The organism is Actinoplanes nipponensis (assembly GCF_016862275.1).
GTDB classification, from domain to species: Bacteria; Actinomycetota; Actinomycetes; order Mycobacteriales; family Micromonosporaceae; genus Actinoplanes; species Actinoplanes nipponensis.
The window spans coordinates 16,852-40,298 of sequence record NZ_BOMQ01000091.1; the positions used below are offsets into that span (position 1 = coordinate 16,852).

Consider the following 23,447-nt stretch of genomic DNA (forward strand, 5'->3'; position numbering starts at 1 on the left):
TCAAATTACGCCCGGACCCACGGAAAGGAACCGTTCCGCGGCCCGGCTTGCCGGCCGGACGGGCGCGGACGATCCTGAGCGGTGCCGGTTCGCCGCCCAGGAGGGGGAGAAGTGGACATCGAGCGGGAGTTGTTCGACCTGTGGCGGGTGCCGCCCGCCGGGCACCCGGACCCGGTGGCGGTCTTCGCCCGGCTCTACGCCGACCCGGTGACCATCAACGGCGTCCCGATGCCGGTCGCCGACCTGGTGGCGCGGGCGGCGGCGCTGCACGCCGCGTTCACCGACCACGTCATCGAGGTCGTCGACCGGGTCAGCGCGCCCGGCAAGCTGACCGTCGCGTTCCGGCACCGCGCGCGGCACACCGGCCCGTGGCGTACCCCGCTGGGTGAATTGCCGCCGACCGGGCGGACCGTCACCGGCCTGGGCATCGACGTGCTCAGCCTGGGCCCGGACGGACGGATCACCGCGATCTGGGTGCTGGCCGACGAACTGCAGCGCATCCTGCAGGTGCACGACCCGCGGGTGGGCGCCGGAGGGTGATCCCGCGCCCGGCGGGCGCGGGGGTATGGTCGCTGCGCGCCGGGGCACGCGGAGGTGGATCATGGTACGGGTGAGCCGTCGATTCGCGCTGTGGCAGGCCGACCTGGACGGCGGCGTGTGCGCCGTCCCGGAGGAGTGCGTCGAGACCCTGCGGGACCGCGAGCGCATCGCCCTGGTGCTCGAGCACCGCGAGCACGGGCTGACGCCCACCCGGCACGGGTTCGCGGCGGCGCTGCGGCAGGACGTCGAATGGCAGTTCACCGGCCTCGCCTGGCCGCCCGACCTGCGGCCCGGCGTGCTGGTCACGGTCGCCTGGCACTCCGCCCGGGACGAGGTCGTGGTGCGGACCACCCCGCTGGCCGAGCCGGTCCGCGTCGACGGCGCCGACTACTTCCACGAGTACGACCCCAGGGTCGTCACCCGCGAGTTCCACGTGCGCAAGTCCAACCGCGGCGACGTGCTGCACGCCGTCCGCCGACTGGGCCGCGTCTTCACCGACGGCAGCGCCGTGTTCCCCGAGTCGGGGCTGGCCGCGCAGTGCGGGCTCGGCCGCGGCGCGCGCGGGACGTTCCTGCTCCGCAACGCCGTCGAGCAGCTGATCCGCGAGGGCTACCTGACCCGGGTGCCGGGCAGCGTCGACGCGGCGGGCTACCCGTCCTACCCGGCGGTCGACGGCCAGAAGCCCGCCGAGATGCTGTTCTACGCCCCGCTGGTGGAGCCGGCGCCGTACCCGGGGGAGGAGGACGAGGCCGACGGCGAGGGCGCCGACCGCCGCGACCACTGGGTCAACGGCTTCGTCCGCAAGCTGCCGCCGGGCGCCCAGCCGTCGGAACGGCAGCTCACCCTGCACGAGCGGGCCGTGGAGAGCGAGCAGGTCCCGGCCAGCCCGCTGGCGCCCGGCTACACCTTCGTCAAGAAGCACCACCGCGGCTGAGGCATCATGACCGCATGAAGGTCCACGACTCCATCGACCACCGGCTGCGCGCGTTCATCCTCGGCCAGCCCATGTTCTTCGTGGCCACCGCGCCCGCCGGCGCCGACGGCCACGTCAACGTCTCGCCGAAGGGGATGGGCGGCACCTTCGCGGTGCTCGGCGAGCTGCGCGTGGCGTACCTCGACTTCCACGGCAGCGGCGCCGAGACGGCCGCGCACCTGCGCGAGAACGGCCGGATCACGCTGATGTTCTGCGCCTTCGGCGCCACGCCGAACATCGTCCGGCTGCACGGCACCGGCCGGGTCGTGCCGGCCACCGACCCCGGGTACGCCGAGCTGCTGGCCGCGTTCCCGGCCCCGCCCGACCTGCACGGGGCCCGGGCGATCGTCGACGTGGCCGTGCACCGGGTCAGCGACTCCTGCGGGTACGCCGTCCCCCGGATGACCTACGAGGGCGACCGGGACCTGCTGGTGCAGTGGAGCTCGCGCAAGAGCGAGGACGCCCTGACCGACTACCGCCGGGCGAAGAACGCGGCGAGCATCGACGGGTTGCCCGCCTTCGACTGAGCCCGGGCTCAGGAGCCGGTCGGCGTCGGCACGGCGGCCGCGGGGAAGCGGATCACCCGGTCGTCGTCGGCCGCCGGCGTGCCGCGACCGTCCCGGTTGCTGGTGGTGATCCACAGCGAGCCGTCCGGCGCCCGTTCCACCGTGCGTAGCCGGCCGTACCGGCCCTGGAGCAGCGCGACCGGAGCGCCCGCCCCGCCGGTGCCGTCCAGCGGCACCGACCACAGCCGCTGGCCGCGCAGGGCGGCGACGTAGAGGGTGGTGTCGTCGATGGTGGCGCCGCTGGGGGAGGCCTCGGCGGTGCTCCACACGACGATGGGGTCGCGGAAGCGGGGGTCGCCGGCGCGGCCCTCGACCGTCGGCCAGCCGTAGTTGCCGCCCGGGACGATCTGGTTCACCTCGTCCCAGGTGTTCTGGCCGAACTCGGAGGCGTACAGCCGGCCCTGGGCGTCCCAGGCCAACCCCTGCACGTTGCGGTGGCCCAGGCTGTAGACCAGCGACCCGGGGAACGGGTTGCCGGCGTCGGGCACGCCGCCGTCGGGCCGCATCCGCAGGATCTTGCCGTTGCGGCTCTGCTGGTTCTGGGCGTTGGCGGTGCCGCCGGCGTCGCCCACCCCGGCGTAGAGCATGCCGTCGGGGCCGAAGGCGAGGCGCCCGCCGTCGTGGATGGTCGCCTTGGCCAGCCCGCTGAGAATCACCTGCTGGTCCTGGGGCGCGTCCAGGCGCAGGCGGGCGATGCGGTTGTCCGAGGCGGCGGTGTAGTAGACGTACACGTAGCCGTCGTCGGCGTACGTCGGCGACACGGCCAGGCCGAGCAGGCCCCCCTCGCCGGCCGGCACCACCCCGGGCACCGTGGCGGCCACGGCCGGGGCGCTGCCGGGGCTCAGCCGCAGGATGCGGCCGCCAGCCCGCTCGGTCACCAGGGCGCTGCCGTCCGGCAGGAAGCCGAGCCCCCACGGGACGGCCAGCCCGGTCGCCACTGTCTGCGGGCTGGTCAGGTCCGGGGCGGCCGCGGGCCGGACCTGGGAGAGCGCCTCGGTGGCCGGCGCGGCGGCGAGGGCGCCGAGGCCGAGGATCAGGATGCCGGAGAACGCGAATCGACGGCGCATGACGGGAACCTCCGCTCCAAAGCATTGACCTTGGTCAATATACTCCGCCGGCCACGAGGGGCCCGGGTGAGCCCTTCGTGGCCGGCGGGGGCACGCGGCGGGGGTGGTACGGCGTCAGCACCGCGTCCAGCTGAAGTGGAAGAGGGTGTCGACGTCGCCGTCGCTCGACCGCATCGACATGCTGTTGCGGGCGGTCGACGTGCCGTTGTCCACCCGCAGCTCGGTGTTGATGTTCAGCACCCGCTGCTCGGCGCACGGGCTGTAGATCAGCACCGGGGCGACGTCGCTGGTGTCCCAGTAGCCGTTGAGGGGCCCGGTGAAGGTCTCCTCGCTGCTGTTGTTGGCCGAGGAGCCCTGCCAGTAGTAGTTGGTGCGCTGCAGGGCCGTCGCGCCGGCGTAGAGGCGGGCGCGGCCCCGGTATTCCGCCTCGGCGATGGCGAACGTCCAGCCCGCCGGGACGGTGATCAGCACGCCGACCTGGCAGTTCTTGCGGCGGTCGGTCGGGTCGGCAGCGCCGCCGGCCTCGGCCACGAAGTCGTGGTACCTGATCCGGAAGCCGCTGCGGTCGGCGTTGGCGACCACCGTGGCGGTCCCGGGCGCGCAGCCCGAGCCGTTCGCGGCTATCACCTCGGCGGTGACGTTTCCGTCCGGGGCGGCGGCGAGCGTCTCTCCGCCGGCGGCCCGGGCCGCCGTGGACAGCGACAGGGCGAGAACCGTGCCGAGTACGGCGAAAGCCGTCCGTCTCGCGCCGACGAGGCGTCTGGTCATGGTGATCCTCTCGTTCGTAACTGACATGCCGACTGTTCTTCCCGCGGGCAGGATTCATCGCATTCCCACGTCCACAGCTGCCCGAGAATGTGACGCAGAAATATCGATCATCGTCTGCCGGCTGCCCCATTGTCTTCCGCCAGGGAATGTTAGCCAGCCGCCTGTTGGTATGCAAGCATTGGCGAGGATCGATGCACCAGATGGGACGCGGCAGCGTCTAAATGCAGCTTGGGTGCTGCATCCGGGGTGAGTTGCCCGATGAAGCTGTATAGCGCCGCGCACTTGCCGCGTCATGCGACAAAAGAACGTCACATTGACGCTCTTCTATGTCTACCAATAGCATTGCCCCGCGCGCGCATCGTCGTTTCCGAAATTTCGAAGGGAGTTCCATGCGTAAATTGTTGGTGCGTGGGGGAGCCGTGCTGGCGTTACTCGCCTCCTCCTTGACCGTGGCGGCGCCGGCCTCGGCGAGCAGCATCCTGGACGACCCGCCGCGCGACCACATCGTCATCGACCTGGTCGCCATGGCGGGCTCCGGCTGCCGGCCGGGCACGGCCGACGTGGCGGTCTCGCCGGACAACACGGCGTTCACCGCCATCTACAGCGAGTACCTGGCCCAGGCCGGCCCGGGCATCGCCAGCACCGAGGGCCGCAAGAACTGCCAGCTCAACGTGCTGGTCCACGTGCCACAGGGCTTCACCTTCGCGATCACGAAGGTGGACTACCGCGGCTACGGGCTGCTCCAGCGGGGGGCCACCGCCTCACAGCGCGCGAACTACTACTTCCAGGGCATGACCCAGAGCACCTTCACGACCCACCCGATCACGGCGCCCCTGGACGACAACTGGTTCGCCAGCGACGAGGTGCCCGTCGCGGCGGTCGTCTGGCATCCGTGCGGCGAGCTGCGCAACCTCAACATCAACACGGAGTTGCGGGTCGCCAAGGGCACGTCGACGGACGCCAGCTTCCTGACGATGGACTCCACCGACGGCAGCATCGCGACCACGTACCACTTCGCCTGGCGGCAGTGCCAGTAACGGACGGGCCCGCGGTGGCGGGGGTCGCCGGCTCGGCCCGGCGACCCCGGCCATCCGCACCCGGTCAGTTCGCGCGGCGGCTGATCATGCCGTGCGGGTCGAGCACGTACTTGCGGGCCGCGCCCCGGTCGAACTCCTCGTAGCCGCGGGGGGCGTCGTCGAGCGGGATCGGGGTGGCGTTGACGTTCCGGGCGATCTGCACCCGGTCGTGCAGGATCGCCATCATCAGCTCCCGGTTGTACTTCATCACCGGGCACTGGCCGGTGACGAACGAGTGCGACTTGGCCCAGCCGAGGCCCAGCCGCAGCGAGAGCGAACCCACCTTCGCCGCCTCGTCGACGCCGCCGGGGTCCCCGGTGACGTAGAGGCCCGGCACGCCGATCGCGCCGCCGGCCCGGGTGAGGTCCATCAGCGAGTTCAGCACGGTCGCCGGCATCTCGGTCTCGGCGTTCGCGCCGTGCCCGCGGGCCTCGAACCCCACCGCGTCGACGGCCGAGTCGACCAGCGGCTGGCCCAGCGCGGGGGCGTCCCGGCCCAGGATGTCGTAGACCTGCTCGACCGGCTCGCCCTGGGAGACGTCGACCGTCTCGCAGCCGAAACTGCGGGCCTGCTCCAGCCGTTCCTTGTTGAGGTCGCCCACGATGACGACCGCGGCCCCCAGCAGGAACGCCGAGGTGGCAGCGGCCAGGCCGACCGGGCCGGCCCCGGCGATGTAGACGGTGGATCCGGTCGTGACGCCGGCGCTGACGCACCCGTGGTAGCCGGTGGGGAAGATGTCGGTGAGCATGGCCAGGTCGAGGATCTTCTCCATGGCCTGGTCCCGGTCGGGGAACTTCAGCAGGTTCCAGTCGGCGTACGGCACCATGACGTACTCCGCCTGCCCGCCGACCCAGCCGCCCATGTCGACGTAGCCGTACGCCGAGCCCGGCCGGTCCGGGTTGACGTTGAGGCAGACGCCGGTCTTGCGCTCCTTGCAGTTGCGGCACCGCCCGCAGGAGATGTTGAACGGCACCGAGCAGATGTCGCCGACCTTGATGAACTCCACGCCCGGGCCGACGTCGACCACCTCACCGGTGATCTCGTGGCCGAGCACCAGCCCCGCCGGGGCCGTGGTGCGACCGCGGACCATGTGCTGGTCGCTGCCGCAGATGTTGGTGGCGACGGTCTTGAGGATCGCGCCGTGCGGTGTCTTGCGGCCGACGTTGGCCTTGTTGACACCGGGGCCGTCCTTCATCTCGTACGTGGGGTACTCGCCGTCGCGGATCTCCACCTGGCCAGGACCCTGATAGACAACCGCTCTGTTGCCTGCCATCTGTTGTGCTCCCATCCTGCTCGCACTCGACTGTGGCCGGATACCTCACGGCCAAGAGCCTCACCTCCGCGACGGGCGGGTGATCAGGCCGCGGGTGGCGGGAGAGTGACACCGCTATGACGGCCATGTTTCCCGCGTGGCGCGGCAAAGAGAACCGTCAATACTCCCGAGACATGCCGATATTCGCATTGATCCCGTAAGGGGCGCGGGCGCCGGCCGGGCCCGGCGCCTCAGTAGCCGAGGGCCGCGGCGGCCACGGTCCGCAGCCGGCCGGCCGTCGCCGGCGGCAGGTACAGATCGGGCAGGTCGCGGGGCGACTCGCCGAAGAAGAGCCCGTGCAGGGTGACCGCCTCCAGATAGATGCCGCGGCCGGTCGGGTGCTTGCCGTCGGGGGCGAGCACGGCGCCGGGGCCGTCGCGGGTCACCACCGCCTCGAACGCGTCGCCGACCGGGGCGATCACGGTCGGCGCCGGCAGCGCCGCGGCCAGCCGGGCGTACCCGGCGCGGATGACGGCCACCGTGCGCGCCCGCGCGGCCGACGGCGCCGGGCCGGCCAGCGCCCAGTTCTCGAAGAGCACGACCCGCCCGCCGGGCTTGAGGGAACGCGCCAGGGCCGGGGCGTACGTGTCCAGCAGCGTCGCCGTGACGCGCGCCGGGTCGGTGACGATCAGCGTGCTGTACTCCTGCAGCACGATGTAGTCGTAGCGGGTGGAGCCGTCCAGGGCGTGCCGCGCCGCGCCCCCGTCCCAGGTACGCCGCAGCGTCTGGCCGTACCGGATGACCTTGGTGGCCCGGACCTCCCGGCCGCCGTCGCGGGCCAGCCGGCGCACCACGTCCGGGGTGTCCTCGCCGGTGGCCGCGCGGGTGCCGATCAGGCTGTTGCCGACGAACAGCACGTCCAGCCCCGCCGGGCGCCCGGTGGTCCCGGCCGAGGCGCCGTGGTGCGCGCCGCTGGCCACCAGGCCGGCGGACGCCACCACGCCGACGAGCACGAGCGCGAACGTTCTGCGGATCACGCCGCCATGGTGCGGTCCGGGGCGGCCCGTCCGGCTCATCCGGTCGGGCGGTTCTGGTCATGATCAGGACCGATCTGTCCGGCGTCCGGGCCGGCCGCGGGCGCGCCGGCGACCGCCCGGCCGTAGGTGACGCGCCGGATGAGCGCCTCGAACGGCCCGCGCCGGCCGCGGCGGCGCATCCGGTCGGCGAGGACCACGGTGGCCAGCCAGGTCGCCGCGGCCAGCAGCGCGGTGGCGGTGACGCTCAGGGCGCCGGACAGGTCCAGCAGGAACGGCGTGAAGACCACCGACCAGACCACCGACTGGACCAGGTAGCAGGTCATCGACCGCTGCCCGACGGCGGCGATCGCGGTGGTCACCGGCCGCGGGCGGGCGCCCAGCCGGACGGCGAGCAGCGACAGCAGGGCCGCGTAGCCGAAGCCGCCCAGGATGCCCGTCGCGTCGTGCAGCGGGCCGAGCAGTTCGAGCACCGGCCGGGCGGGGGAGTCCACCACCCCGGCGAGGATCAGCGCGACCGGCTGCGCCCCGAGCGCCGCCGCGCCGAGGCCCACCCACGCCGTGCCGCGCAGCAGCCGGCGGTGCTGCTCCGGCCGCTCCAGCAGGCGGGCCCGGCCGGCCCACAGGCCGATCAGGAACGGGCAGACGAAGCCGATCGGCCCGAGCAGCGCCACGTACAGCGACACCTGGGCGCGGGCGGGGAGCACGGCGGCCAGGTCCGGCGGCAGCATCGCGGCGTGCGGCGGATCGCTGCTGATGGTCAGCGACCCGTCGCCGGGCAGCGCGGTCAGCACGAGGAACAGCGCCGCCGTGGCCAGCAGCGCGCCGTTGCGCCAGCGCACGCACCAGGCGCCGAGGAGCAGCAGCACGCCGTACGCGGCCAGGATGTCGCCGGCGAAGAACAGCAGGGCGTCCAGGACGCCCACGACCACCAGCACCAGGCTGCGCCGCCACAGCAGCCGGCGTACCCCGCGGGGGCCGAGCGAGCGCTGCCGGTCGGCGATGCGCGCGACGCCGTAGCCGAACAGGGCGCCGAACAGCGGGAACGCCCGGCCGTCGACGAAGGTCGCGAGCAGCCAGATGACGGCCCGGTCGAGCGCGGAACCGTCCTGCGGGTAGCCGCCGAGCACCGTGGCGCCGCGCAGGAAGTAGTGCGAGTTGGCCAGGGCGATGAACAGCAGCATGCCGCCGCGGGCCAGGTCGGGACCCAGGGCGCGGGCGGAGACCGGGGTCGGGCGGGGTGGGGTGGCGGTCGCTGTCATGCCCCTCATGCAAGCAGCTCCGGGTCCGCTTCCTCGTCGGCCGTCGGTCGGTATCCGCGAGACCGAAGTAGGTGGCCCCGGGCCCCGGCTCTACCCTGGTGGCCGTGACCGACGTGGACAGCAGGACGCAGGACGAGACGACCGGCGAGACGGCCCCCGAGCTGATCGCCACCCACTACCTGGCCGGCATCGACGAGGTGGTCGAGCATCTGCGCGCCGCCGACCAGCTGGGCCTCGGCGTGCGGGTCAGCTCGTACCTGGTGGCCGACGAGGAGGGCGAGGGCTTCGCCGTGCGGTGGGAGCTGGAGCTGCTGACCTCGTCCCCGGTGCATCAGGAGGAGGAGGCCGAGTAGGCGGCGTCGGCCGCGTGCGGCCGGCGCGCGGCGGCGTGGCGCACCACCGGCGGCACCAGGCAGCCCGCGACGGCGAAGGCCGCGCCGAGCAGCAGCCAGCCGGGGGTGCCCCAGCCCAGCGCGAGGGTGGTGACCACGGCCGGGGCGATCATCTGGCCGAACTGGTGGCCCATGGAGTACGTGCCCTGGTACTGCCCGTGCGCGTGCTCCGGCGCCAGGCCGAACGAGATGCCCCAGCCGCCGGCCGAGTACCACATCTCGGCGGCCACGTGCACCAGCGCGGCGGCCACCAGCAGGGCGATGGTCAGCCACCGGGTCGTGCCGGCCGTGAGCGGGAAGATCAGGCAGGCCAGCAGCAGCCCGAACCCCGCCCGCCGGGACGCCCGGGCGGCCCCGTCGAGGGTGTCCGTGCCCCGGGCCGCGCGCACCTGCAACAGCACCACGGTCACGGTGTTCACCGCGAACACCACCGAGATCATCCAGCGCGGCGCGTCGGTGCGTCCCGCGATCCACAGCGGCAGGGCCACCTCGAAGAGGCCGAAATTGGTGGCCAGCAGCCCGTCCAGCACGACGAAGGCGAGGAACGGCCGGTCGCGCAGGGCGGTCAGCCGCGGCCCGGACGCCGACCGGGGTACGGGTGCGATCGGCGCCAGCCGGGTGAGCACGGCGGCGGCGAGCAGGAAGGTCACCGCGTCCCCGAGGACCAGGGCCAGGTACGCGCCGCGGGTGTCCACGGTGAGCCCGACGCCGGCCAGTGCGGCCCCGACGGTGATCCCGACGTTGGTGACTGAGCGCAGGTAGGCGCGGGTGTGCACCCGGCGTTCCGGCGGCACCGTCCCGCCGATGACGGCGCCCCGGGCGGCCCGCTGCGCCGCGTCGAAGACCGCCATGGGCCCGGCCACCGCCAGGAACCCGGCGAGCGAGCGGACCTCGACCATGGCCACCTCGCACAGGCCCAGCGCGGTCAGGCCGGCGATCGCCACCCCGCGCGGGCCCAGCCGGTCGGCCAGGTAGCCGACCGGCGTGCTGGTCACCAGGCTGACCAGGGCGACCAGGGTGAGGGCCAGGCCGGTCTGCGCGACCGTGAGGCCGACCGAGCGGGTCAGGAACAGCGCGCTCGACGCCATCCACAGTCCACTCCCGACCGTGTTGACCAGGGTGGCCACGGCGAGCGTGCGGATCGGTCCGGGCTCCGGCAGCAGCGACATGCCCCCATCAAACCGTACGCTCGTACGGTTTGCCAAGCGCCGGAGACGACGCGGCGCTGCCGGCGGGCCGGGGCCCGCCGACAGCGCCGCGGATCAGCTGGTCGGGAAGGAGTCGGGAGTGCGGATCCGGCTGCGCAGCAGCGCACCCGACTCGGTGAGCACCCCGGTGCCCGCGTACGTGCCGCTCGCGCACGTGCCCGGCTTGAGGGCGGCGCTGCCCTCACCGGCGTCGGAGAACGTCCAGTTCGCGTAGCTGATCTTGAGGCGGTCGAGCAGGTCGAGCCACGCCGCGCTGCTCGCCGTGTCGACCGCGCCGCCGCCGGTGGCGCTCACCGTGCCGAACTCGGTCGCGAACATCGGCAGCGACGCGGCCGCCCGCTCCAGCTCGGCGCGGTAGTTGTCCTTGTGCGATGCCGCGTAGAAGTGGAACGTGTACATGATGTTGGTGGCCCGGACCGGGTTGGCGATGACCTCGGCCGAGCTCGAGCCGTCCGAGACGCCCAGCGAGGACCAGCCCCGGGTGCCGACGATGACCACGGCGTCCGGGTCGTTCGCGCGGATCACCGGGATGACCTGCTCGGCGTAGCTCTTGATGCCGGCCCAGCTCACGCCGTTCGGCTCGTTGGCGATCTCGTAGATCACGTTCTTCTTGGCGGCGTTACGGGCCGAGACGGCCGCGAAGAAGGTCTTGGCCCGGTCGAGGTTGTAGTTCGGGTCGCCGGGGGTGAGCGTGTGGAAGTCGATCAGCGCGTACATGCCGCGGGCCTCGGCCAGGTCGACCAGGGTGTTGACCCGGCTGGTGAAGCCGGCCGGGTTGGTCTCGTAGCCGCCCTCCTGCACGTACATGGCGATCCGGAGCAGGTCGGCCTGCCAGTCGTTGGCCAGCGCGTCCATCGAGGCGGCGTTGTAGCAGTTGGCGAACCACTGCAGGCCGTGCGTGCTCATGCCGCGCAGCTGGATGGCCCGGTTGTACTGGTTGCACAGGTTGACGCCGCAGACGTGCAGCTGCCCGTTGATCGCCACCGGGGTCCGGCCGGCCGGCGCGCTGGTGGGCGTCGTGGTCGGGGTCGGGGTCGGGGTGATGGTCCGGGTCGGCGACGGTACGGGCGAGGTCGGCGTGCCGCCGCCGCCGCAGGCCTTGCCGTTGACCAGGCAGGTGGTGGGCCGCCCGGTGCCGTTGACGATCAGCCCGAACTCGGTCGAGGCGCCGGCGCCGAGGGTGGCGTTCCAGCCGGCCGGGGTGAAGGTGTACGTGCTGCCGGCGCTCGCCTGCGTGGCGTTCCAGGCATTGACGACGGACGTCCCGGCGGGCAGGGTGAGCTCCACCCGCCAGGTGGAGATGGTCGACGAGGTGTCGTTCTTGACGACCACGCTCGCCTCGTAGCCGGTGCTCCAGGAGTTCGTCACGGTGAACGCGGCGGTCTCCGCGGAGGCCGGCAGGGCGATCAGGGCCACTGCCGAGGCGGCGGCGACGACCGCGCCGGCCAGGAGGACTTTGAGTTTGTTGCTGCGCATGAACGGGGGCTCCGTCGGTTGAGGGGGGAGACGGCGGCGTGGGAGCGCTCCCACGCCGGCCGACTGTAGCCCCACCTCCGGACCGGCGCAATCTGTCGAAGCTCGCCGAGGAGGCCGGTCAGCAGGTTCCCGGTGCTGCCCCCGGCCGGAGCGCCCGGCGGTCCCACGCCGTCGGCCGGGCGAGCTGGACCATCTCGTCGGTCACCGTGGCCGGCGGCGACGCCTGGAACAGCTCCGCCGGCGCCGGCCCGGCCAGGTGGGCGACGTTGACGACCCACTTCTGGTAGCGCCACTCGCCGTGGCCGTCGTCCTCCCAGAGCCGGAAGTTCAGGCGCCATCGCCCCCACCGGCCCGGCAGCAGGACCAGCACCGTGCGGTCAGGTCGCCGGGGGAAGACGGTGAAGCACTGGCACCAGACGCCGGTGACGCCGGTGACCTGGAGTCGACCGTCGGCCCGCTCCAGGCGGACGCCGGCCACGCCGTCGAGGGGGAGCGACCCGGACGCCGGCAGGGTGTGACCCGAGCGGGTCTCCCGCCCGGCGAAGCCGTCCCGCTCGCGGGCGAAGACCTGGTGGACGAGCACGCCGGCCCCATCGGCCGGCGGCACCGGGCACGCCTCGGGCACCGCGTTGCGCCGAACCGCACCGGGAGCGCCCCGCGATCGCTTCGTCCACTCCGTCACCACGCGCTGCACCACGATCATCGGGCGACCTTTTCACGAACCTCTCCCGGCCCGGCCACGGAGATCACGCGATACTTCTCGGATGTCGTCCTACACCGCCCTGCTGCGGCGCCTGGGCCGCCGACGCTGGTTCGCCACGCTCGGCCGGCTGCTGACCCCGCTGGACCGCCGGCTGTACCGGCTCACCGGCGGGCGCTGGTCGGTGATCGGCCGGCACGAGCTGCCGTCGCTGCTGCTCACCACGACCGGCCGCAAGTCGGGCCTGCCGCGCACCCAGCCGCTGCTGTACGCCACCGACGGCGACGACTACGTCGTGGTCGGCTCCAACTGGGGTCAGGCGCACCACCCGGCCTGGTCGGCCAATCTGCTGGCGCAGCCGGCGGCCCGGGTGACCCTCGGCGACCGGGAGATCGACGTGCGGGCCACGTTGCTCACCGGCGCCGAGCGGGACCGGATGTGGCAGGGGCTGCAGCGGATCTGGCCGGGCTACGACGCCTACGCGGCGCGGGCCGAGCACCGGGAGATCCGGCTCTTCCGGCTGAGCCCGCGCCCGTGGGATGGCACGAACGCGTGAGGGAGCGCTCCCACGGGACTCCGTAGGCTGCGAGCCGAGGCGGTCCGGTACTGGTGACCGCCCCGGCATACAGGGATCAACTGTGCTCAAGCGCGTCGCACTGCTCACGTCGGTACCGCTGGCCACCCTCGCGCTCGCCGCAGGTTGCACCAGCGCCGGTGGCCCGGCCCAGCCGCCGGTGAGCGGGTCTGCCGCCGTACCGCCGGCCACCGCGACCGGGACGCCGGCCGCCGCGACCGGGACGCCGGCCGGCGACGCCGGCGACGGCGCGGGCGGGTCCGGCGACGCCGCCGGGGGCGACCCGGGCGACGGCGGCATGCTCGCCGGGCTCGGCGAGGACGCCGACTGGAAGAAGATCGTCAAGCCCTGCCCGAACGACGGCCAGCGGGTCATCGTCCAGCGGGTCGTCACCGCGGACGTGACCGGCGACGGCACGTACGACGCCGTGGTCGCCCGCAGCTGCGAGGCGGTGACGTCCTACTGGCCGTCCACCGTGGAGGTCTTCGACGGCACGTCCCCGTCCACCCGGCCCGAGCGCGTCGGCACCCTGCTCGCCGACGTGGGCCCGGCCGACGAGCCCTGGCTGACGACGCTGCGGGTCAACGGCCGCGAGGTCGTCATCGAGGCCAACGGCGTGGACGACAGCAGCAGCAAGGGATGCGCGGATCTCGGCTTCACCTACCGGTACCGCTTCACCGGCGGCTCCTTCAAGCGGGTGGCCCGCGAGGTCGGCAACGCCGGCAAGTGCCTGCCCACCGGCTGACCCGCCGGGCGGCCCGGTGCCGCAACCGGCCGGTGGCGGGAGGACGCGCCCCCGGCCGGTTGCCCGGCGGCGCGACGATGGGTCCATGGTCGACACCGACGCGCTCCTGGCCGCCTACGACGCACAGATGCGGATGCCCTCCGGCGCCGTCCCGACCGGCCTGACCTACGAGCGGGACGGTCCGGTCCTGCGGATCGTCGGCGGGCCCGTGGGCCGGATCCGGGCGCCGCGCGACGTCGGCGTCACCGGGGCCGGGCTCGACCGGCTGATCGCCCGTCAGCGGGACTACTTCCGGGCCCGGGGCCAGGGCGTCGAGTGGAAGCTGCGGGCCCACGACCGGCCCGCGGATCTTCCCCGGCGCCTGGCCGCGGCCGGTTTCGTGCCGGGGGAGCCGGCGTCGGTGCTGATCGGTCCCGCCGAGCCGGTGGCCGCGGAACCGGTCCTGCCCGACGGCGTGGTGCTGCGGCAGGTCAGCGAGGCCGAGGACCTGCGCCGCTTCGCCGATCTGCAGACCGAGGTGTTCGGGGTCGACTGCTCCTGGGTCGCGGCCGACCTGGGCGCCCGGGTGTCGGCCGACCCCGACCTGATCACCATCCTGCTCGCCGAGTCCGGCGGGCGGGTGGCCGGTGCCGCCTTCGCGGAGTTCTGCCCGGGCACCGACTTCGTCGCGCTGCTCGGCGGAGCGACGCTGCCGCAGTGGCGGGGACGGGGCATCTACCGCGCCTTGATCGCCGCCCGGGCCCGGGCGGCCGTGGACCGCAACTTCCGGCTGCTGCACGTCGACGCCTCCCCGGCCAGCGCGCCCATCCTGCGCCGCCACGGCTTTCACCAGATCACCACCTCGACGCACTACGAGTGGACGCCGGCCCACGCTTGACGGCGAAATACTAAGCGCGCATACTAATTTCATGAAGACGATCGCCACCGCCCGCATCACGACCGACGTTCCCGCCGCCGCCTTCTTCGAGCGCTGGGCCGACATGGCCACCTGGCCGAGCTGGAACACCGACACCGAGTGGGTCCGCCTCGACGGGCCCTTCCGGACCGGGGCCACCGGCGCACTGAAGCCGAAGGGCGGCCCGACGACGAAGTTCGTCATCGCCTCGCTGGTCCCCGGCCGGGAGTTCATCGACGTCTCCCTGCTGGTCGGCGCGAAGCTGACCTTCGAGCACCGGGTGGGCACGGCGGCCGACGGGCGGACCGAGGTGGCGGTGCGGGTCACCCTCGCCGGGCCGCTCGCGTTCTTCTGGGACCTGGTGCTGGGCCGGGACATCGCCCGGGGGCTCGCGGCCGATCTCGACCGGCTCGAGGCGGCGGCCCGCGCGGCGGGGGTGGCGGCATGAGGCACTGGCTCGGCGTCGTCTGCCGCGACCACGTGCGGCGCGGCACCGGGCTGGGCATCGCCCAGCTCGGGCACGGCAAGCGCGACGGGCTGGCCCGGCTCGCGGCCGGCGACTGGCTCGTCTACTACTCGCCCCGCACCAGCCTGCGCGGCGGCGAGCCGCTGCAGGCCTGCACGGCCATCGGCCAGGTCGCCGACGACGAGATCTGGCAGGCCGACGAGGGCGACTTCCGGCCGTGGCGCCGCCGGGTGCGCTACGTGGACGGCGCCGCCGAGACGCCGATCAAGTCGTTGGCGCTCGACCTCACCGCGGCGCCGGGCTGGGGCCAGCAGCTGCGGCGCGGCCTGGTCCCGCTGTCGGAGCACGACTTCACGGTCATCCACGGCGCGATGCTCGCCCCGGTCCCGGCGTCGTGAGCCTGGCCACCCGGCACTCCAGCGCGGACGAGAGCCCGGGTCTGCTGCTCTGGCAGGTGAGCAACAGGTGGCAGGCCGCCCAGCGGACCGCGCTGAAGCCGTTCGGCCTCACCCACGTGCAGTTCGTGCTGCTGGCGACGCTGACCTATCTCCAGTCGTCCGGACCGGTCACCCAGAAGGCGCTGGCCGGGGTGGCCGCCACCGACCCGATGATGACCTCCCAGGTCCTGCGCGCGCTGGAGGGCCGGGGCCTGGTGCACCGGCCCGAGCATCCCACCGACCGGCGGGCCCGGGCGCTGGCCGTGACCGACGAGGGACGCGCGCTGGCCAACCGCGCGGTGGTCGCGGTGGAGGAGTGCGACGCGGCGTTCTTCGCCCGGCTCGGCGACGACGTGCCCGCCTTCGCCGCGGCGCTGCGCCGGCTGAGCCGCCCCGCGCCCGACTGAGCCCGCTGGATCGAGCCCGCCGGGCTGAGCCCGCGGGACTGAGCCCGCCGGGCTGCGGCTGCCGCCGAGCCGACGGGCGGCGCGTGGTCCTAGTCGTCGTCCCCGTCGTCGTCATCGTCGTCGTCCTGGTCGCCGCCGGGGCAGCCGGTGAGGGTGAGCAGCCCGGCGGCGGCGCCGGCGGCCAGCAGCGTGCGGGTGAAGAACGTGCGACGTCCGATCGTGGGCGGGCTGTCCGGGCCGTTGCGCGGGGTGCGTGCCGTTTCTTCCATCCCGGCAGTCTGGCAGCGTGCGACCGTGGTGTCACATACGCGCCGCCGGTGGTGCTCTGTAGATGTGAAGCAGGATGGGGAACTCGCGGGGCACGGTGGGACCGCGCCGGCCGCCGTCGTGCCGGCGGCTCCGTCCCCCGCCGGCCGGATCGTGCGGCGAGCCGAGCGGGAGGGCGGGGTGGCCGTGCCGGCTCCGGCGGGACGAGGGGCCGTCCGGGCCGACCTGGAAGCGGTGTTCCGGTCCGCGTACCCCCGGGTGGTCGCGGTGGCCGCCCGGGTGCTCGGTTCCCGCGACGAGGCCGAGGACGTGGCCCAGGAGGTGTTCCTGACCTTCGGGCGCTCCGCCGTGCCGGCCGCGGAGGCCCCGGGCTGGTTGTCCGTCGCCGCCGCCCACACCGCGCTGAACCATCTCCGTACGGGCCGGCGTCGCGCCTGGCGCGAGGAGGCCGCCGGCGGTGGCGCCGCCGTCAGCCCCGACGTCGCCGACACCGTCGTCACCCGCGACGAGCGCCGCCGGGTGCGGGCCGCGCTGGCCCGGCTGCCCCGCCGGCAGGCGGTCGCCCTGGTCCTGCGGCACAGCGGCCTGAGCTACGCCGAGGTCGCGGCCGCCCTCGATCTGTCACCCGGCAGCGTCGGCACCACCGTGCGCCGCGCCGAGTCCTCCCTACGCAAGGAGTTGAACCGCCATGCGCCATCCGACTGACGGCACCCTGCGCCGGCTCCTGGACGAGCCGTCCGGGGTCGCCGACACCGACCGCGAGCACGTGGCGGGCTGCCCGGCCTGCCGGTCCGGGCTCGCCGCGGCCCGCCGGGACGCGTCGCTGAGCCGCGCCGCCCTGGACGTCGACGCCACCGTGGACGTGGACGCCGGCTGGTCCCGCCTGTCGCGGTCCGTCGCCGCCGACAGCCGCCGGGGCCGCGCCGCGACGGCCGCCCCCCGATGGCGGGCGGCGCTGCGCCGGCCGGCCGTGGCCGCGGTCGCCGTCGTGGCCGTCCTGGGAGCGGCCAGTGCCGCGGCCGCCGCGGACTGGCTGCAGATCTACCGGACCGAGCGGATCGCGCCCGTCACCCTCAGCCAGGCCGACCTGATCGCCCTGCCCGACCTCTCGGCGTACGGCCCGGTCGAGGTCACCGAGCCCCGGGTGCGGGCGGTCGCCGACGCCGCGGCCGCGCAGAAGGCCACCGGTCTGGCCGTGCCGCGGGTGCGGGACCTGCCCCGTGGCGTGACGGGGGAGCCGGCGTTCCAGGTCGGCGACCGGGTGACCGCGGAGTTCACCTTCTCGGCGGCGCAGGCCGCGCGGACCGCCGCGGCGGCCGGCCGGACGCTGCCCGCACCGCCCCCGGGCCTCGACGGCAGCACGTTCCGGCTGACCGCCGGCCCGGGACTCGCGGCGGTGTGGCGGGAGGCGCGCGGCGTGCCGGCGCTGATCGTGGCCCGCGGCGTGGCGCCCACGGCGTACTCGGAGGGCATCCCGTTCCGGACGGCGGCCGACTACCTGCTGTCGCTGCCCGGGCTGCCGGCGGCCGTCGCGGCGCAGCTGCGCGGCTTCACCGGCGACGGCACGACATTGCCCCTGCCGGTCAACTCGCAGTACCTGACCAGCGCCACCGCCGACGTCGGCGGCCGGCCGGCCACGGTGCTGAAGTCCCGCGACGGCCTGGTGGCCGGGGTGGTGTGGGTGGACGACGGCGTCGTCACCGCGGTGGCCGGCTCGCTCGGCCCCGACGAGGTGCTGTCGGTCGCCCGCGGGCTGGGGGAGCGGTGACGACCGGCCCCGTCGCCGGCCCCGCCGCGGTGGCCGGCGACCCGGACCGCGACGACACCGACCGGCTGCTGGCCGAGCTGCCGCCCGCGCCCGCGGTGTGGTGCTCCGGCCTGCGCAAGCGGTACCGGCGCCGGACGGCGGTGGACGACGTGTCCTTCAGCGTCGGCCGCGGCGAGGTGGTCGGGCTGCTCGGGCCCAACGGCGCGGGCAAGACCACCGTCATCAAGATCCTGCTCGGCCTGGTCCGGCCGGACGCGGGGGAGGTGCTGCTGCTCGGGCGCCCGGGCCGGGACCCGCGGGCCCGGGCCCGCGTCGGCTACCTGCCGGAGCTCTTCCGGTACCAGCCGTGGCTCACCGCGGCCGAGGTGCTGACCCTGCACTGCCGGCTCGCCGGGGTCCCGGTGCCGGCCCGCGAGCGGGGCGAGTGCCTGGCCCTGGTCGGCCTGGCCGACCGCGCCGGTGACCGGGTGGGCGGCTTCTCCAAGGGCATGCAGCAGCGCCTCGGGCTGGCGGTGGCCCTGGTGGCCCGCCCGGAGCTGGTCGTCCTCGACGAGCCGACCAGCGCGCTGGACCCGCTGGGCCGGGCCGACGTGCGCGACCTGCTGCTCTCGCTGCGCGAGCGCGGGGTCGCCGTGCTGCTGAACTCGCACCTCATCGGCGAGGTGGAGCGGGTCTGCGACCGCGTCGTCATCCTGGACCGGGGCCGGGTCGCCGCCGCCGGCACCCTGGCGGAGCTGCTCGGGGCCCGGGAGCTGCGGCTGCGGCTCGGCGCGGTGGGCGACCGGGCGCGGCAACGGCTGGCGGCGGCCGGCCGGCTCACCCACAGCGGGGACTGGTACACCGTCATGCTGCCCCCGGAGGAGGACCCCGCCACCGTGCCGGACCTGGTGGTCGACCTGATCGGCCTCGGGGTCCGGGTGCACGCCGTCGAACCCGGCCGGATCAGCCTCGAGGAGCGCCTGTTGGACATCCTGCGTACCGGGCCGGGCGGTGGTCAGCGATGATCGCCCGGACCGTCCTGACCGTCGCCGCGCTGACCCTGCAGGAGGCCGTCCGCCGGCGGGTGCTGCGTTCGATCGTCGTGATGACGGTGGTGCTGCTCGGCCTCAGCGCCTGGGGCTTCCACCGGCTCGACGCCGAGTTCGGCGCCTTCACCACCGGGGAGGCCCGGATCGCGGCCTCCACGGTGCTCAACCTGGTGATGTTCGGCCTGAGCCTGATCGCCGCCCTCGGTACGGCCTTCCTGGCCGGCCCCACCCTGGCCGGCGAGATCGAGTCCGGCATCGTCCTGGCCGTCATGACCCGGCCGGTCCGCCGCCCCGCCGTCCTGGCCGGCAAGTGGCTGGGCCTGGCCGCGTTCGGCAGCGCGTTCGTGACCGTGGCCGGGCTGGGCCAGCTGCTCATCGTGCGGGTCACCGTGGACTACTGGCCGCCGCACCCGGCGACCGGGCTGGCCCTGCTCGCGGCGCAGACCACGGTGCTGCTGACCCTGAGCCTGCTGCTGTCCACGGTGATCTCGCCGATGGCCTCGGGCATCGTCGCGGTCGGCCTGTTCGGGGCCACCTGGATCGCCGGGGTGGTCGGCATGGTCGGCGAGGCGTTCGGCAACGACGGCGTGGCCCGCGTCGGCACGGTCTCCCGGATGCTGCTGCCCACCGACGGGCTGTGGCGCGGCGCCATGCACGCGTTCCAGCACCCGGGGCTGTCCCAGTTCCCGGCCTTCGAGGACTCGCCGTTCCTGAGCATGGCCCCGCTCACCGCCGGCTACCTGGCCTGGGCCGGCGTCTGGGTGGCGCTGGTGCTCGGGCTGGCGGCGCTGGTCTTCCAGCGCCGCGACCTGTGAGCGGCGCCGGGATCACCGGCGGGCGGCGAGGCCCGCCAGCCGGTCGATGGCGGCGCTCACCTCGGCGGTGAGGCCGGCCACGGTGGCGGCCTGTGCGGTGGTCATCGTCTCGGCGCCGGCCGTGGTGTGGTCGATGTCGGTGATGGTGGCGCTCATCGTCGTCATGATCTCCACGACCGCGGTCACGTGGGCGTTCAGCTCGGCCAACGTCGCGGTGATGGTGTCGGTGGACTCCGCGGTGGTGGCGGCCAGCGTCTTGACCTCGTTGGCGACCACGGCGAAGCCGCGGCCGGCCACCCCGGCCCGCGCCGCCTCGATGGTGGCGTTGAGCGCGAGCAGGTTGGTCTGCCGGGCGATGCCGCCGATGAACCGGGCCACCTCGTCGACCTTCTGCAGGCTCTCGTGCAGGGTGCCGACGGCCCGGCTGGCCTGGTCGTTGTTGGTCAGCAGGTGGCTGGCCGCGGCCCGGGCGTCCCGGACCCGGTCGTCGATCTGCGCCGCGGCGTCGCCCACCGTGCCGGCCCGCGCGGAGACGTCGGCCAGTTGCCGCGCGACCAGCGCGGAGGTCTCGGCGACGAGCTGCCGCGCCTGCTCCTGCGTCTCCCGCTCGGCCGCGCTCTGCCGCTCGTGGGTCTCCTGCAGTTCCCGCTGCCGCTCGTGCTGGCCGGCCCGCAGCGCCCGGTCGCGGCTGCTGATGGTGTCGAGCATCGCGTCGATGGCCCGGCCCAGCCCGGCGATGTCGTCGTCGCCGGTCGCGCCGATCCGCAGGTCGTGGTCCCCGGACGCGACGATCCGCTCGGTGGTCTGCCGCAGCGGGCGGACCCGGCGGCGCACCGCCCGGCGGGTGGAGACCGTCAGCAGGAGCACCAGCAGCAGCGTCGCCACCGCGATGAGGACGAACAGCGTACGGGCGGTGCCGGTCGCGGCCGCGTGGATCGGGCGGCGCTGCACCGACTCCAGCACCAGCGTCGCGCCGTCGACGGTGCCGATGGCGGCGTCGAGCGCGATGCTGTCGCCGCCCAGGACCTTGGTGCGTACGGTGAGCGGGCCCAGCAGGCTGGACACCGAGGGCTGGCTGACGCCGCCGGCCCGCGGCTGCGCGACCAGCCGGGTGGGCAGGTTGACGTCCGTGCCGAGGGCGGCGAGCCGGTCCGGGGTGAGTCGCCGCAGCAGCACCAGCCCGCCCGACGAGGTGCCCTCGCCGCTGCTCGGGTAGGTGGCGGTGCCGCAGAACAGGTACATCGCGTCCGCCGAGACGATGCCGCAGCGGGCGGCGCCGGGCCGGCCGGCCGGGTCGTACAGCCGGCTCAGCAGGGCGGGGTCGGTCAGTTGCGGCGCCGGCGTCCCGAAGCCGGGCGCGTCGGAGGTGTAGCCGCCCACCACGAGCCGGCCGTCGCGGGAGACGCCGAGCAGGCCGTCGAGGTCGCTCGCCGCATGCGTCGCGTCCGGCGGGAAGTCGTCACCGAACGCCGCCCGGTCCGCGTCCCGGATGTCCTGGTAGGTGTCGTCCCAGACCGCGTTGGTCGCCCCGAACGCGGTGAGCAGGCGGGCCTGGCCGTCCAGCCCGATCCGGATGCGGTCGGCGTCCTGGGCCACCTGCCGGGCCTCCAGGCCGTCGAACGCCCGCGTCGTGACCTGCTGCAGCACCAGGAAACCGGCGCCGCAGCCGACCAGCGCGGCCAGGACCGGCCCGAAACGTCTCACCATTGCTCGCATGTCAGTCCCGTCGGCGTGCCGGGCGGACAGATGAGGGTGACAACGGCGACAGGCCCTCGGCCGGCGGCCGCGCTGTCCTAGAATGTCCGGATAACCACACGTCAGGAAGCTCGTCTGCTCGGCAGCGGACCGCGGGCCGCCGCGCTTCAGGTCGCCGCCCTGTTCGCGCTCTCCGGGCTGCTCGCCCTCGTCGGCATCGCCAACGACACCCGGCGCGCGACGGACCTGCTGATCATCGCCGCCGCCGACCTGACGCTCGCCGGGTTCATCGTGCCGCTGCCGTGGCAGCGGTGGCCCGCGAACGCACCCGCGCTGCTCGCCCTGCCCGCCTTCGCGGTGCTCGGCTTCTCGACGTGGGCGTTCGGCGGCATGGCGGCCGGCACCGGCCCGTTCCTGGTGCTGATCTTCGCCTGGGCGGCGTTGCACGTCCGGCGGCGGCTGCTGGTCGCGTTCGTGGCGCCGGCGCTGGCGGCGTACCTCGTCCCGCTGATCCTCACCGACCAGCCGCCGGCCGTGCTCGGCTCGGCCGCGGTGCTGCTGCCCGTGGCCCTGGGCGTGGCCCTGCTGATCGAGGCGCAGGCGCGGTACCTGCGCGAGGACCGGGCCCGGCTGGCCCAGATCGACCGCTGGCGGGCGGCGCTCGTGGCCGCCCTCGCCCACGACGTGCGCTCCCCGCTCAACACCGTGCAACTGGTCCTGGAGGAGCTGCGGGACGGCCCCGAGCAGGGCCGGGGCGAGCTCATCGAGCGGGCGCTGCGGCAGGTGGCCCGGATGACCCACCTCACCGCCGGGCTGCTCGACCTGGACCGGATCGACACCCAGGGCCGGCTGGTCCTCCAGCTGCGCCCCTGGCCGGTCCGGGCGGTGGTGACCGCGGCCGTCGCCCACCTGCCCGGCGACGACGTCGTCGTCGAGATCGACCCGGACCTCGTGCTGACCCTCGACCGGGACCGGTTCGAGCAGATCGTGGTCAACCTGGTGGGCAACGGGCTGCGCCACGGCCGGCCGCCGGTGCTCGTGCGGGTCACCGCCGACGGGGGCACCGCGACGCTGGCGGTACGCGACCACGGCCCCGGCGTCCCGGCCGCCGCGCGGTCCCGCCTGTTCACCCGGTTCGGCAGCGAGACCCCCGGCAGCGTCGGCCTCGGCCTGTGGATCGTCGGCCAGCTCGCGCAGGCACACGGCGGCGAGGCGCACTTCGAGGAGGTCACCGGCGGCGCCCGGATGGTGGTCACCTGGCCGTCGCCACCCCCGGCAGGTGTACGCCGGGCGTGAGCGGGTAGCTGGTCGGCATCCGAGGCGACATACGGCGGGGCCGGACGAGCGGAGACACACCGATGCTGTCGGCAGCCGGCCTGGCGCTGGGACCGTCCTTCCTCGACCCCGAACGGCTCATCTCGACCTTCGGGGTGATCGGGATCCTGGCCGCCGTGTTCGCCGAGTCCGGCCTGCTGGTCGGCTTCTTCCTGCCGGGCGACTCGCTGCTGTTCACGGCCGGCCTGCTCATCGCCGGCGGCGCCTACCTGCACCTGCCGCTGTGGCTGATGTGCCTGCTGGTGTCGCTCGCCGCGGTGACCGGGGACCAGTTCGGCTACGCCTTCGGCCGGCGGTTCGGACCGGCGCTGTTCCGCCGCCCCGACTCGCGCCTGTTCAAGCAGGAGAACCTGGCCCGCGCCCGGGACTTCTTCGCCCGCCACGGCGCCCGGTCGGTCGTGCTGGCCCGGTTCGTGCCGATCGTGCGGACGTTCACGCCCATCGTGGCGGGCGCGAGCCACATGCGGTACCGCACGTTCGTCGGCTTCAACCTGGTCGGCGGCTCGCTGTGGGGCTGCGGCGTCACCGTCCTGGGCTACCTGCTGGGCGGGATCGCGGTCGTCCGGGACAACGTCGAGCTCATCCTGATCGGCATCGTCGCCGTCTCGCTGATCCCGGTCGGGATCGAACTGCTGCGCGCCCGCCGTCGCCGCCGCCGGGCGACGGCGGCCTGACCGGTACGCGGGCATGATGTCCGTTTT

Annotated in this window: 27 protein-coding genes; 17 read left to right on the plus strand and 10 right to left on the minus strand. The window is 74.3% G+C overall.

Annotation, left to right across the window (positions count from 1 at the left end):
• Positions 1 to 111: 111 nt before the first annotated feature.
• The 3 genes from Ani05nite_RS37040 to Ani05nite_RS37050 all read left to right on the plus strand — a co-directional run bounded on the left by Ani05nite_RS37040 (position 112) and on the right by Ani05nite_RS37050 (position 2,040).
• Positions 112 to 540 (plus strand): ester cyclase, encoded by a 429-nt coding sequence (locus Ani05nite_RS37040; RefSeq protein ID WP_203776286.1) that lies wholly within the window; start codon positions 112 to 114, stop codon positions 538 to 540.
• A 61-nt stretch (positions 541 to 601) separates the two neighbouring features.
• On the plus strand, positions 602 to 1,474 hold the full coding sequence (locus tag Ani05nite_RS37045; protein WP_203776288.1) for a hypothetical protein: 873 nt from the start codon (positions 602 to 604) through the stop codon (positions 1,472 to 1,474).
• 14 nt (positions 1,475 to 1,488) lie between these two features.
• Entirely contained in the window at positions 1,489 to 2,040 is a 552-nt protein-coding gene (locus Ani05nite_RS37050; protein ID WP_203776290.1) for a pyridoxamine 5'-phosphate oxidase family protein, read from the plus strand.
• An 8-nt stretch (positions 2,041 to 2,048) separates the two neighbouring features.
• Here the strand turns inward: Ani05nite_RS37050 and Ani05nite_RS37055 are convergent, their stop codons facing one another.
• Positions 2,049 to 3,146: a PQQ-dependent sugar dehydrogenase gene (locus tag Ani05nite_RS37055; RefSeq protein ID WP_203776292.1), complete on the minus strand. Its 1,098-nt coding sequence runs from the start codon at positions 3,144 to 3,146 to the stop codon at positions 2,049 to 2,051.
• Positions 3,147 to 3,260: 114 nt separating this feature from the next.
• A complete protein-coding gene (locus Ani05nite_RS37060) occupies positions 3,261 to 3,914 on the minus strand; it encodes a DUF4360 domain-containing protein (protein WP_203776294.1) in 654 nt (217 codons plus the stop codon).
• 389 nt (positions 3,915 to 4,303) lie between these two features.
• Here Ani05nite_RS37060 and Ani05nite_RS37065 point away from each other — a divergent pair, with 389 nt between their 5' ends.
• On the plus strand, positions 4,304 to 4,951 hold the full coding sequence (locus Ani05nite_RS37065; protein WP_203776296.1) for a DUF4360 domain-containing protein: 648 nt from the start codon (positions 4,304 to 4,306) through the stop codon (positions 4,949 to 4,951).
• Between the two features lie 64 nt (positions 4,952 to 5,015).
• On the opposite strand, the gene fdhA is transcribed toward Ani05nite_RS37065, so the two are convergent.
• The 3 genes from fdhA to Ani05nite_RS37080 all read right to left on the minus strand — a co-directional run bounded on the left by fdhA (position 5,016) and on the right by Ani05nite_RS37080 (position 8,538).
• Positions 5,016 to 6,263 carry a formaldehyde dehydrogenase, glutathione-independent gene (fdhA, locus tag Ani05nite_RS37070; RefSeq protein ID WP_203776298.1) on the minus strand — a complete coding sequence of 416 codons (1,248 nt, stop codon included), beginning with the start codon at positions 6,261 to 6,263 and terminating at the stop codon, positions 5,016 to 5,018.
• Positions 6,264 to 6,493: 230 nt separating this feature from the next.
• Positions 6,494 to 7,279: a hypothetical protein gene (locus Ani05nite_RS37075; RefSeq protein WP_203776300.1), complete on the minus strand. Its 786-nt coding sequence runs from the start codon at positions 7,277 to 7,279 to the stop codon at positions 6,494 to 6,496.
• 35 nt (positions 7,280 to 7,314) lie between these two features.
• Positions 7,315 to 8,538, minus strand: coding sequence for a DUF418 domain-containing protein (locus Ani05nite_RS37080; protein WP_203776302.1), 1,224 nt, complete (start codon positions 8,536 to 8,538; stop codon positions 7,315 to 7,317).
• A 104-nt stretch (positions 8,539 to 8,642) separates the two neighbouring features.
• On the opposite strand from Ani05nite_RS37080, the gene Ani05nite_RS37085 reads away from it, so the two are divergent.
• Positions 8,643 to 8,891, plus strand: a complete 249-nt coding sequence (locus Ani05nite_RS37085; RefSeq protein WP_203776304.1) for a hypothetical protein — start codon at positions 8,643 to 8,645, stop codon at positions 8,889 to 8,891.
• On the opposite strand, the gene Ani05nite_RS37090 is transcribed toward Ani05nite_RS37085, so the two are convergent.
• The 3 genes from Ani05nite_RS37090 to Ani05nite_RS37100 all read right to left on the minus strand — a co-directional run bounded on the left by Ani05nite_RS37090 (position 8,870) and on the right by Ani05nite_RS37100 (position 12,317).
• Entirely contained in the window at positions 8,870 to 10,099 is a 1,230-nt protein-coding gene (locus tag Ani05nite_RS37090; protein WP_203776306.1) for an MFS transporter, read from the minus strand. The two genes, Ani05nite_RS37085 and Ani05nite_RS37090, sit on opposite strands and share 22 nt — an antisense overlap.
• A 93-nt stretch (positions 10,100 to 10,192) precedes the next feature.
• Positions 10,193 to 11,614: a cellulase family glycosylhydrolase gene (locus Ani05nite_RS37095; RefSeq protein WP_203776308.1), complete on the minus strand. Its 1,422-nt coding sequence runs from the start codon at positions 11,612 to 11,614 to the stop codon at positions 10,193 to 10,195.
• Between the two features lie 118 nt (positions 11,615 to 11,732).
• On the minus strand, positions 11,733 to 12,317 hold the full coding sequence (locus Ani05nite_RS37100) for a hypothetical protein (RefSeq protein ID WP_203776310.1): 585 nt from the start codon (positions 12,315 to 12,317) through the stop codon (positions 11,733 to 11,735).
• Positions 12,318 to 12,378: 61 nt separating this feature from the next.
• On the opposite strand from Ani05nite_RS37100, the gene Ani05nite_RS37105 reads away from it, so the two are divergent.
• From Ani05nite_RS37105 to Ani05nite_RS37130, 6 genes are all read left to right on the plus strand, one after another.
• On the plus strand, positions 12,379 to 12,870 hold the full coding sequence (locus Ani05nite_RS37105; RefSeq protein WP_203776312.1) for a nitroreductase/quinone reductase family protein: 492 nt from the start codon (positions 12,379 to 12,381) through the stop codon (positions 12,868 to 12,870).
• An 82-nt stretch (positions 12,871 to 12,952) separates the two neighbouring features.
• Positions 12,953 to 13,633: a hypothetical protein gene (locus tag Ani05nite_RS37110; RefSeq protein ID WP_203776314.1), complete on the plus strand. Its 681-nt coding sequence runs from the start codon at positions 12,953 to 12,955 to the stop codon at positions 13,631 to 13,633.
• A gap of 85 nt (positions 13,634 to 13,718) precedes the next feature.
• The gene (locus Ani05nite_RS37115) at positions 13,719 to 14,510 is read left to right on the plus strand and encodes a GNAT family N-acetyltransferase (RefSeq protein WP_203776316.1); all 792 of its coding nucleotides are present in this window, start codon (positions 13,719 to 13,721) and stop codon (positions 14,508 to 14,510) included.
• 31 nt (positions 14,511 to 14,541) lie between these two features.
• Positions 14,542 to 14,976: an SRPBCC family protein gene (locus Ani05nite_RS37120; protein ID WP_203776318.1), complete on the plus strand. Its 435-nt coding sequence runs from the start codon at positions 14,542 to 14,544 to the stop codon at positions 14,974 to 14,976.
• The gene (locus Ani05nite_RS37125) at positions 14,973 to 15,392 is read left to right on the plus strand and encodes an EVE domain-containing protein (RefSeq protein WP_203776320.1); all 420 of its coding nucleotides are present in this window, start codon (positions 14,973 to 14,975) and stop codon (positions 15,390 to 15,392) included. Before Ani05nite_RS37120 ends, Ani05nite_RS37125 begins: the two co-directional genes overlap by 4 nt.
• Entirely contained in the window at positions 15,389 to 15,838 is a 450-nt protein-coding gene (locus Ani05nite_RS37130; RefSeq protein WP_203776322.1) for a MarR family winged helix-turn-helix transcriptional regulator, read from the plus strand. Before Ani05nite_RS37125 ends, Ani05nite_RS37130 begins: the two co-directional genes overlap by 4 nt.
• An 89-nt stretch (positions 15,839 to 15,927) precedes the next feature.
• Here Ani05nite_RS37130 and Ani05nite_RS37135 read toward each other — a convergent pair whose 3' ends face one another.
• Entirely contained in the window at positions 15,928 to 16,107 is a 180-nt protein-coding gene (locus tag Ani05nite_RS37135; protein ID WP_203776324.1) for a hypothetical protein, read from the minus strand.
• A 178-nt stretch (positions 16,108 to 16,285) separates the two neighbouring features.
• Here Ani05nite_RS37135 and Ani05nite_RS37140 point away from each other — a divergent pair, with 178 nt between their 5' ends.
• Genes Ani05nite_RS37140 through Ani05nite_RS37155 form a run of 4 tightly spaced genes read left to right on the plus strand, consistent with a single transcriptional unit; the run spans position 16,286 to position 19,716 of the window.
• A complete protein-coding gene (locus tag Ani05nite_RS37140; protein WP_239131017.1) occupies positions 16,286 to 16,810 on the plus strand; it encodes a sigma-70 family RNA polymerase sigma factor in 525 nt (174 codons plus the stop codon).
• Positions 16,794 to 17,873 carry a hypothetical protein gene (locus tag Ani05nite_RS37145; RefSeq protein ID WP_203776326.1) on the plus strand — a complete coding sequence of 360 codons (1,080 nt, stop codon included), beginning with the start codon at positions 16,794 to 16,796 and terminating at the stop codon, positions 17,871 to 17,873. Before Ani05nite_RS37140 ends, Ani05nite_RS37145 begins: the two co-directional genes overlap by 17 nt.
• Complete coding sequence (locus Ani05nite_RS37150) at positions 17,870 to 18,877, plus strand: ABC transporter ATP-binding protein (protein WP_203776327.1); 1,008 nt, start codon at positions 17,870 to 17,872, stop codon at positions 18,875 to 18,877. Before Ani05nite_RS37145 ends, Ani05nite_RS37150 begins: the two co-directional genes overlap by 4 nt.
• Positions 18,874 to 19,716, plus strand: a complete 843-nt coding sequence (locus Ani05nite_RS37155) for an ABC transporter permease subunit (RefSeq protein ID WP_203776329.1) — start codon at positions 18,874 to 18,876, stop codon at positions 19,714 to 19,716. The genes Ani05nite_RS37150 and Ani05nite_RS37155 overlap by 4 nt, the downstream gene beginning before the upstream one ends.
• A gap of 12 nt (positions 19,717 to 19,728) precedes the next feature.
• Here Ani05nite_RS37155 and Ani05nite_RS37160 read toward each other — a convergent pair whose 3' ends face one another.
• Positions 19,729 to 21,423, minus strand: coding sequence for a methyl-accepting chemotaxis protein (locus tag Ani05nite_RS37160; protein WP_203776331.1), 1,695 nt, complete (start codon positions 21,421 to 21,423; stop codon positions 19,729 to 19,731).
• Between the two features lie 279 nt (positions 21,424 to 21,702).
• On the opposite strand from Ani05nite_RS37160, the gene Ani05nite_RS37165 reads away from it, so the two are divergent.
• Positions 21,703 to 22,707: a sensor histidine kinase gene (locus Ani05nite_RS37165; protein ID WP_203776333.1), complete on the plus strand. Its 1,005-nt coding sequence runs from the start codon at positions 21,703 to 21,705 to the stop codon at positions 22,705 to 22,707.
• Positions 22,708 to 22,769: 62 nt separating this feature from the next.
• Entirely contained in the window at positions 22,770 to 23,420 is a 651-nt protein-coding gene (locus tag Ani05nite_RS37170) for a DedA family protein (RefSeq protein WP_203776335.1), read from the plus strand.
• Positions 23,421 to 23,447: the final 27 nt, after the last annotated feature.

Coding starts and splice junctions, on each gene's coding strand:
- Ani05nite_RS37045 (WP_203776288.1), top strand. CDS start 602: ATGGTACGGGTGAGCCGTCGATTCGCGCTGTGGCAGGCCGACCTGGAC.
- Ani05nite_RS37050 (WP_203776290.1), top strand. CDS start 1,489: ATGAAGGTCCACGACTCCATCGACCACCGGCTGCGCGCGTTCATCCTC.
- Ani05nite_RS37055 (WP_203776292.1), bottom strand. CDS start 3,146: ATGCGCCGTCGATTCGCGTTCTCCGGCATCCTGATCCTCGGCCTCGGC.
- Ani05nite_RS37060 (WP_203776294.1), bottom strand. CDS start 3,914: ATGACCAGACGCCTCGTCGGCGCGAGACGGACGGCTTTCGCCGTACTC.
- Ani05nite_RS37065 (WP_203776296.1), top strand. CDS start 4,304: ATGCGTAAATTGTTGGTGCGTGGGGGAGCCGTGCTGGCGTTACTCGCC.
- fdhA (WP_203776298.1), bottom strand. CDS start 6,263: ATGGCAGGCAACAGAGCGGTTGTCTATCAGGGTCCTGGCCAGGTGGAG.
- Ani05nite_RS37080 (WP_203776302.1), bottom strand. CDS start 8,538: ATGACAGCGACCGCCACCCCACCCCGCCCGACCCCGGTCTCCGCCCGC.
- Ani05nite_RS37090 (WP_203776306.1), bottom strand. CDS start 10,099: ATGTCGCTGCTGCCGGAGCCCGGACCGATCCGCACGCTCGCCGTGGCC.
- Ani05nite_RS37095 (WP_203776308.1), bottom strand. CDS start 11,614: ATGCGCAGCAACAAACTCAAAGTCCTCCTGGCCGGCGCGGTCGTCGCC.
- Ani05nite_RS37100 (WP_203776310.1), bottom strand. CDS start 12,317: ATGATCGTGGTGCAGCGCGTGGTGACGGAGTGGACGAAGCGATCGCGG.
- Ani05nite_RS37105 (WP_203776312.1), top strand. CDS start 12,379: ATGTCGTCCTACACCGCCCTGCTGCGGCGCCTGGGCCGCCGACGCTGG.
- Ani05nite_RS37115 (WP_203776316.1), top strand. CDS start 13,719: ATGGTCGACACCGACGCGCTCCTGGCCGCCTACGACGCACAGATGCGG.
- Ani05nite_RS37120 (WP_203776318.1), top strand. CDS start 14,542: ATGAAGACGATCGCCACCGCCCGCATCACGACCGACGTTCCCGCCGCC.
- Ani05nite_RS37125 (WP_203776320.1), top strand. CDS start 14,973: ATGAGGCACTGGCTCGGCGTCGTCTGCCGCGACCACGTGCGGCGCGGC.
- Ani05nite_RS37135 (WP_203776324.1), bottom strand. CDS start 16,107: ATGGAAGAAACGGCACGCACCCCGCGCAACGGCCCGGACAGCCCGCCC.
- Ani05nite_RS37145 (WP_203776326.1), top strand. CDS start 16,794: ATGCGCCATCCGACTGACGGCACCCTGCGCCGGCTCCTGGACGAGCCG.
- Ani05nite_RS37155 (WP_203776329.1), top strand. CDS start 18,874: ATGATCGCCCGGACCGTCCTGACCGTCGCCGCGCTGACCCTGCAGGAG.
- Ani05nite_RS37160 (WP_203776331.1), bottom strand. CDS start 21,423: ATGGTGAGACGTTTCGGGCCGGTCCTGGCCGCGCTGGTCGGCTGCGGC.
- Ani05nite_RS37170 (WP_203776335.1), top strand. CDS start 22,770: ATGCTGTCGGCAGCCGGCCTGGCGCTGGGACCGTCCTTCCTCGACCCC.